Genomic DNA, 3611 nt, shown 5'->3' with positions numbered 1-3611 from the left:
GCGATCTCCAGCACTTCACGCAAGGCGGCGACCGCGCGGGAATCGAGTTGGGGCTGCAAATCGATCGTCATGTGCCGTCTCCATCGCTGTTGTCCCGATCATGCCCAAGCAATCAGGCCGATTGGAGTCGTGGGGATGAAAAGCCGATGACATCGCCTGACATTGATGTGATGCCGCCTTTAGCGAAGAGTTCATGATGTTGTCATGTCGCGACCGATGGCAGACGCGATGTTCGATCGCACACCGCTCCAGCCCCTCAAGAATCTGCACAGGCGCCAACGTGATATTGCGGCGACTGCACGGCAATGATGGAGCCGGCAGCTACGTGCCCGGCCTGTGCAGGACCGGCTTGACCAACGGTGCGCAGTCCGGACGTGCCGTGGTTACTCCTGATTTGCGGGCTTCCGCGACTTGGAGGCGTCCGCGTGGCTGCTCGCCATCAGCGTTGCCGCGTTCGCCAGCAGGCCGTGGACGAGCTGCACGACGGCACCGTTGACGTCCTTCGGAATATCCACGTGGTACACCCATTTGCGGATGCCGATGTAGAAGATGCTGCCGTGCAGCGCCCACATCATCTCCATCTCCGCTTCCGATGCCGGATTCTGGGCGAGGCCTGGCCGCCCGTTCTCATGACGTAGTTCATTGATGATCGGGCGGTACACCCGCTCGGCGACGGATCGCCCGAAACGCTTGTTGACAGAGGCCCCGGCCAGACCCGCATGCAGGTAGATCCGAACCCATTCGAACGTGTGCAGCATCGCCGCATACTCGATGTAAAATCGCTCGAGTCGCGGAAGTAGTTCGACGGAGCGATCGACCAGCTGCGCCTCCCATTTGGGATTCCAGCGCTCCTGGAAGATCTCCTGATAGACCTTGTCGATCAACGCCTTCTTGCTTGAGAAGTAGCGATACAGCAGTCCGTTCGAGATGCCGAGGTGGCGCGTCAGTTCGCGCGTCTGAACAGCGAATCCCTGTTTGGCGAAAAACTGTACGGCACCGTGAAGAATCTGTCGTTTGCGTTCGTCGGGGGCCAGTCGCTGGCGCGGCCTGGTGACGGGTGCTGCGCGAGTCTTCTTCATCAACGTCCCTCTGGAAACGGCTGCGAAATGCCGCGCTGCAGAAGATTAGCCGCGGACGTCTCGTAAGAAAAGTACACTTGACAGTTTCCGAACCTCACGATGCAATGAGCATATGCTCAATAGGGCACGTCATTGCGGTCTGGCCGCAGTGGGTAAAAAGGCCGGAACGGTCAGAAAAACTGGGAGAGACGCTATGGAAAGCTTGCCAAGATCCGGCTTGCCGCGCGCCAAGATGATGGAGCGGGTTGCCTTCTTCAAGGACCTGAAAGGTTCGGACGGCGGTCTGCCGGACAGCAAGATGCCGGGGTCGATCAGGACCCTGTTCAACGTCATGGGCTTCCAGCCGCCGGCCAACGAGGGCGGCGCGATCACCTCGCCGGTCGGCGAAAATGCAGCGCGGCTGGCTGCCATCAAAACGTCCGAAGGGTTCAACCTCGGCTACTGCAAGGCGAAGCCGGGTAACGGCCCGCTGATGCACAACCACGACACCAGCGAGACGTTCATCCCGATGACCGGAAAATGGCGCTGCAGCTGGGAAAATGAAAACGGCGAGGTCGAATACGTCGATGCGTTGCCATTCGACGTCGTTTCGTTTCCACCCGGCGTGGCGCGGCGCTTCGAGAACGTCACCGAAGGCGATCCGGAGCACGAGTCAATTCTGATGTTCGTTATCGGTGGCAATGGACCACGCGCGGAATTCACCGACCAGTCCATGAAGCTGCTGGCGGACGCGGGGGTCTGGCCCGAGGGCTGATCGTCGTTTCACGGCGCCGGGCGCCGTCGCACCGGAAGTCTTGTTGGAATGAGGAATAGCACCGATCGTCGTCAGTACGGCCGGTGCCGAACCGGTCAGGCTGCCGGCGCAAGGCAGCTGACGAAGCATGCGTACTTCGTTGAAGCCTCGCTATGGCGCGGGCTGGTCGTCAATTTAAAAAAATATAACGGGCTCAAAGCCCAACAGGGAGGGGACTATGAAAGAGCTTACTCGTCGACAGACCTTGTCGCTCGCCGGCGGCGCCTTGGCTGTAATGGGAACGTCCGCCCGCGCGCAGTCCGGCCCGATCAAGATCGGTTTCGGAATGGCGCTCACCGGCGGTCTGGCCAGCGGCGGCAAGGCCGCGCTGGTCGCCTATCAAATCTGGGCGGAGGAGGTCAATGCGCGCGGCGGCCTGCTGGGACGCAGGGTAGAACTGGTCAACTACGATGACCAGTCGAATCCGTCGACCGTTCCCGGCATCTATTCAAAACTCATCGATGTCGACAAGGTCGATATCGTGGTCTCCGGTTACGGTACGGTGCCGACCGCGGCGGCGATGCCGGTCGTCATGCAGAAGAAGAAGGTGTTTCTCTCGCTGTTTGCCTTGGCCGCAAATGACGAGTTCAAGTACGATCGCTACTTCCAGCTCCAGCCTAACGGGCCGAACGCAAAGGCGGAATTCTCGCGCGGCTATTTCGATCTCGCGTCGAAGCTAAACCCTAAACCGCAGACCGTGGCGCTGGTCGGCGCCGACGCGGAATTCGGCGTCGTCTGCCTGGAAGGCGCGCGGGAGAACGCCAAGAAGGCCGGCATCAAGATCGTCTATGATCGCAGCTATCCGCCGAATACGCAGGATTTCGGTTCGATCATTCGCGCCATCAAGGCGACCAATCCCGATCTGTTGTTTATGGCCTCCTATCCGCCGGATTCTTCCGGCCTGATCCGCGCCATCCACGAAGTGAGACTTGGCGCGCGGATGGTTGGCGGCGGCATGATCGGCTTGCAGTTTGCCGCGCTGAAGCAGCAACTTGGGCCGATGCTGAACAACATCGTGGCCTATGACCTCAACGTTCCCGAACCGACGATGAATTTTCCCGGCGTCGCACCGTTTCTCGTAAGGTACCGCGAAAGGGCGGCGCAGGCGGGTGTCGATCCGCTCGGGATTTACGTGCCGCCGTTTGCCTATGCGGAAATGCAGATCCTCGAGCAATCGATCAACGCTGTAAAATCGCTCGATGACAAGGCGCTAGCCGACTACATGCGCGCTACCAAATTCTCGACGATCATGGGCGATATCAAATTCGGTGATCGCGGTGAATGGGCGGATCCGCGTGTACTGTTGATTCAATATCGCGGTATCGAAGGCAGTGACGTCGAGCAATTCAAGTTGCCCGGCAAGCAGGTGATCCTCGACCCGGTGGCGTTCAAGTCTGGCGAATTGGTATCGCCGTTCGAGCCGCTCAAACGCTGACGGGATTCAGGTCGCTGAACCCCGACGTCGCCAGCGCAAGAAAAAGTCAGGGATGCCGGTATTTCATGTTGCGACATGAACGTCGTCCCCGACAGCCCGTCGCAGGTGGTTGATGCAGGAAAATCAGGCGGCCAACGCCTGACACTAGCTTGCGTGCGGCGCTGCGCCGCAGATTGTGGTGCTGCACGGCAATATGTTCGACGGCGATCTCCAGCACTTCACGCAAGGCGGCGACCGCGCGGGAATCGAGTTGGGGCTGCAAATCGATCGTCATGTGCCGTCTCCATCGCTGTTGTCCCGATCA

General features: G+C 59.8%; 5 protein-coding genes. 3 read left to right on the top strand and 2 right to left on the bottom strand.

Translation table 11 applies throughout. The annotated features are described in order from the left end of the window. On the top strand, nt 1-197 hold a 197-nt coding region (locus tag JWQ24_RS03730), incomplete at its 5' end, for a hypothetical protein (protein ID WP_299804512.1). A 186-nt stretch (nt 198-383) separates the two neighbouring features. Here the strand turns inward: JWQ24_RS03730 and JWQ24_RS03725 are convergent. Continuing rightward, a complete protein-coding gene (locus tag JWQ24_RS03725; RefSeq protein ID WP_299804509.1) occupies nt 384-1079 on the bottom strand; it encodes a TetR/AcrR family transcriptional regulator in 696 nt (231 codons plus the stop codon). A 148-nt stretch (nt 1080-1227) separates the two neighbouring features. Between JWQ24_RS03725 and JWQ24_RS03720 the strand changes: the two genes are divergently transcribed. Continuing rightward, nucleotides 1228-1833 carry a hypothetical protein gene (locus JWQ24_RS03720; protein ID WP_299804506.1) on the top strand — a complete coding sequence of 202 codons (606 nt, stop codon included), beginning with the start codon at nt 1228-1230 and terminating at the stop codon, nt 1831-1833. Between the two features lie 217 nt (nt 1834-2050). Next, nucleotides 2051-3307 carry an amino acid ABC transporter substrate-binding protein gene (locus JWQ24_RS03715; RefSeq protein WP_299804504.1) on the top strand — a complete coding sequence of 419 codons (1257 nt, stop codon included), beginning with the start codon at nt 2051-2053 and terminating at the stop codon, nt 3305-3307. A 46-nt stretch (nt 3308-3353) separates the two neighbouring features. Here JWQ24_RS03715 and JWQ24_RS03710 read toward each other — a convergent pair whose 3' ends face one another. Further along, complete coding sequence (locus JWQ24_RS03710) at nt 3354-3581, bottom strand: hypothetical protein (protein WP_299804501.1); 228 nt, start codon at nt 3579-3581, stop codon at nt 3354-3356. Nucleotides 3582-3611 lie beyond the last annotated feature (30 nt).

It is taken from the genome of Tardiphaga sp., from assembly GCF_028290495.1.
Lineage (GTDB): Bacteria > Pseudomonadota > Alphaproteobacteria > Rhizobiales > Xanthobacteraceae > Tardiphaga.
The sequence above is the reverse complement of the archived record's forward strand: the minus strand, read 5'-3'. Positions and strand labels throughout refer to the sequence as shown.